The organism is Gammaproteobacteria bacterium (assembly GCA_027296625.1).
Lineage (GTDB): Bacteria > Pseudomonadota > Gammaproteobacteria > JAKEHO01 > JAKEHO01 > JAKEHO01.
The window spans coordinates 1-3,659 of record JAPUIX010000039.1; the positions used below are offsets into that span (position 1 = coordinate 1).

3 protein-coding genes are annotated in these 3,659 nt (G+C 52.6%); 2 read left to right on the forward strand and 1 reads right to left on the reverse strand.

Features of this window, described 5'->3' with window-relative positions:
- Nucleotides 1–262: hypothetical protein (locus O6944_02145; GenBank protein ID MCZ6717940.1), on the reverse strand; the 262-nt coding region annotated here is incomplete at its 3' end.
- A 24-nt stretch (nucleotides 263–286) separates the two neighbouring features.
- On the opposite strand from O6944_02145, the gene O6944_02150 reads away from it, so the two are divergent.
- Both O6944_02150 and O6944_02155 read left to right on the forward strand, forming a co-directional pair.
- Nucleotides 287–1,330: a hypothetical protein gene (locus tag O6944_02150; protein ID MCZ6717941.1), complete on the forward strand. Its 1,044-nt coding sequence runs from the start codon at nucleotides 287–289 to the stop codon at nucleotides 1,328–1,330.
- Nucleotides 1,331–1,790: 460 nt separating this feature from the next.
- The coding region (locus O6944_02155) for a tetratricopeptide repeat protein (protein ID MCZ6717942.1) at nucleotides 1,791–3,659 on the forward strand (1,869 nt) is incomplete at its 3' end.

Below are 3,659 nucleotides of genomic sequence, written 5' to 3' on the forward strand. Positions count from 1 at the left end.
TCATTTCCTGCGCGCCTGCCTGACTGCCGGGCAGCCAAAGCAACAAAAATAATAACAGTTCGCTGAATCTGATCATGGAGATCAATGATCGATAGTTGAAGTGCTTCATGACCGTACTCTGTTGATTTCGGGGGTCTCCTATCTCAATGCGCGGAATTCTCGAGACCAACGCCAAAACCCCGAAAAAATGTGTTCCATAGGGCAGATCGGCCGGTATCTGGCGCAATTTCGATGCATCCGTCGCATTGACAGTTCGAGGCACATCCGAATTCTTAGGAGTACAGTCATGAACTCGCACGCATCGACCCGCCAATACTTTTCGCTAACGCATCTGCTCGCGTGGATGCTGATCATGATGATTGCGGCCGCCCCGGCTCATGCAGGGAGCAAGTCCAAGGACCGCGAGGCGGAGGAAGAATCGATCGGTAACGTTCTTAAAGAACCACTTGAGCGAATCCCCGGACCGAGGCGATCGGTGGCGGTAGCTTCGTTCGGTGCGACGAGCGCCTTCCTGTCGCAATATGGAGTCACCGACGTCGGTGGCGGAGTGGCGGCCATGTTGACCACCGCACTGATCGAATCGGGCCAATTTGTGGTGGTCGAACGGGCCAGGCTCAGTTCCGTGCTGGCAGAGCAGGAACTGGGCGCTAATGGTCTCATCAATGGCGATAGTCGGCCGTCGCTCGGACAGCTCGTGGGGGCGCAACTCCTGATCCTGGGAGAAGTAACGACGTTCGAACAGACCAGCAAAGGCCGTGGCTTCAGTATAGGTATCGGTCTAGGCAAGAAAAAACGCCTGGGACTGTCTCCACGATCACAGACCGGCGTGGTCGGCATTGATGTGCGGATCGTCGATACGACAACCGCGGAGGTAATCTCGGCCTTTCACGTGGAGAAAGAGGCGAAGTCGAAAGCCGTGGCTTTGAATTTCAGCGCGGATGACTTGAGCCTGGGTAACAGTAATTTTCACCGTACACCACTCGGCAAGGTAGCGCGCGAGGCGGTGAACGACATCGCCCAACGGTTTGCCCAGACAGCAGCGGATCAACCCTGGATTGGCAACATCGTGGACGTCGACAGAGGCGAGGTCGTCATCAATGCCGGAGCCAGATCCGGTATCCGAACCGGTGATAAGTTTCTAGTCTATCGCATCGCCAAGGTATTGACCGACCCGGCAACTGGTGAGGTGCTCGGTCAACGCACGAGCACCATAGGCAGCATGATGGTCGTTGATGTTCAGGACAAAATTGCGTTCGGTTCGTATCGAGCCATCCACAACGTGATACCCCGGCGCGGTGACTCGGTAGTACAAATCGGCAAAGATTGGTAGATTTACTTTGGCAATCGCGCTTAAGACTCTACGGCTCCGTTGTGTAAATCTCTTGATCCGTGGCACATACAAGAACGGCCCCTGATGGGGCCGTTCTTGAACTGGTGCCGAGAAGAGGACTTGAACCTCCACGACCTTACGATAACCAGCACCTGAAGCTGATGATGCACCTATCCGCTCCAAAGCAGTCATTCGTTATTAATGGTCGAGTGACCGCATTTGGCCGAAAGCAGACGGTCAGATAGACGGTTTTGGTGTGTTCTGAATGACCGCTCTAGATGAAAGCAGACATTCAGAAACTAACCCTCGAAAATTCGCTGCTGAATGTCCCCTATAGCCCCGATAGCTGCCGTTGGGCTACACTTGGCCTGACGGGCCGCTAATGACCCAAAGCGGACGTTAGGAGCTTTACTTCGGTACAATCTTTCGACCCGGGAGGAATCACCTACTGGCTCGCAACATGAAGAACTTCATCGCGGAATGTCGCCGCCGCCGGGTTTTTCGGGTGTTGGCTATGTACATCGTTGCTGCTTGGATAGTTCTGCAAGTGGCCGATCTTGCGTTCGAAAGCTGGGATATTCCGTCGGGAGCGCTACGTTATGTCTGGATTGGAGTCATTCTTGGAATTCCGATCGCGCTGATATTTGGCTGGCGATTCGACGTTGTTGGCGGTCGAATCATGCATACACCTGCCAGTGTCAAATCTGCCGATCTTTCCTTGCGACGCGCTGATTTTGTGATTCTGGCGACATTGGCCGCCGCAGTTGTTGCGACACTTTTCGGGGTAGGGGCTGAGATAACAACAATCCGGACGCCCCAGCCGGACCAGATAATCGAGGCCAACGTAGATCCGAATTCGATCGCCATATTGCCTTTCAAGTTTACGAGCGCGGACAAAAACAGCGCGGAATTTCAGGCAATCGGTATCCAGGACGATCTGCTTACCAGGCTGTCACAAATAAGTGCCTTGAAAGTCATATCACGAACGTCGGTAGAGCGATATCGGAATACGACGAAGAGCATTCATATGATCGGCGAAGAACTTGGCGTTGGCAAGATTCTAGAAGGGGGCGTGCAGCGCGTCGGAGACCAGATTCGAGTCAACGTTCAGCTAATTGATGCGCTAACAGATAAACATCTTTGGTCGGATACCTATGATCGAAGTTTGACGGCGACCGATGTTTTTACGATGCAGTCAGAAATTGTGGAATCGATCGTTCAGGAACTGAAAGCAAACCTCACATCTCGGGAATCTCAGCAACTGTTAGCGATGCCGACAAGAAATTTTGCGGCGTATACCGCTTATATTAAAGGCAAGAATCAAGCTGATATCGAATCCGTTGAATCATTGAATTTGGCGATTGACAGTTTCAATTCGGCTGTCGATCTCGATCCGGATTTCGCTTTGGCTTATGTTGGACTTGCAGACGCATATTTAGCGCTTGGCGCAAATTTTTATGGGGCGCTGCCGATCGATGAAAGCAATGCACTTGCTGAGCCGCCTCTGGTCAGGGCATTAGAACTGGACGACAGTCTCGGCCAGGCATATGCAGCTCTAGGTCTGCTTAGGCAACAGCAAGGAAACTTGCAAGCGGCGGAAGAAGCCTATGAACAGGCGATTGTGATGCAGCCAAACAACTCACGCGCGTTCAACCTGTATGGCCGCTTGCGCTGGCGCCAAGGCAGGCGCGAAGAGGGAGACGAGCATTTTCAAAAGGCGCTGGCCCTCGATCCATATTCTGTGCCGGTAAATTTCAGTATCGCCCGCAGCTATGATGAATCGGGTTTATTCGAGGAGGCATTGACCAGATATTTGCGGGTTGTCGAAATTGAACCAGATCACGCTTTTGCATATGTATACATCGCCGCAATTCATTACCTCGTCTACGGTCGTGCCGACGTGTCTCTCATCTGGTATCACAAAGCGGCTGCAAACGATGCGCTTAGCTCGAATCTGCAAGCGGTTCCAGCGATCGCCTACCTGGAACTCGGCGACGTGCACAGTGCGAGGGAGTGGGTAAACAGGGGTCTGAAACTGGAATCGAAGACATTTTTTTCGATCTGGTCCAGCCTGCTTCTAAATATGTATCTAGGAGAACATGAAGCAGCAGAGCGCGACGCACGCAGTATGCTCGAATTTTACCCTAAGAACGCGGGCGCATTGTATTTGCTTCGCAATGCGGATCTCGCGGCCGGTCGTTATGAGGTCGCTCGGTCGCGCTATGCAATCGCCTTTAGAGAGCTAACAGAACCCGAAACACCGGAGGTCAATTCATCCAACTACAATGCTGCAGTCGATCTGGCTCTTGTTTTGATACGCTTGGGTGAG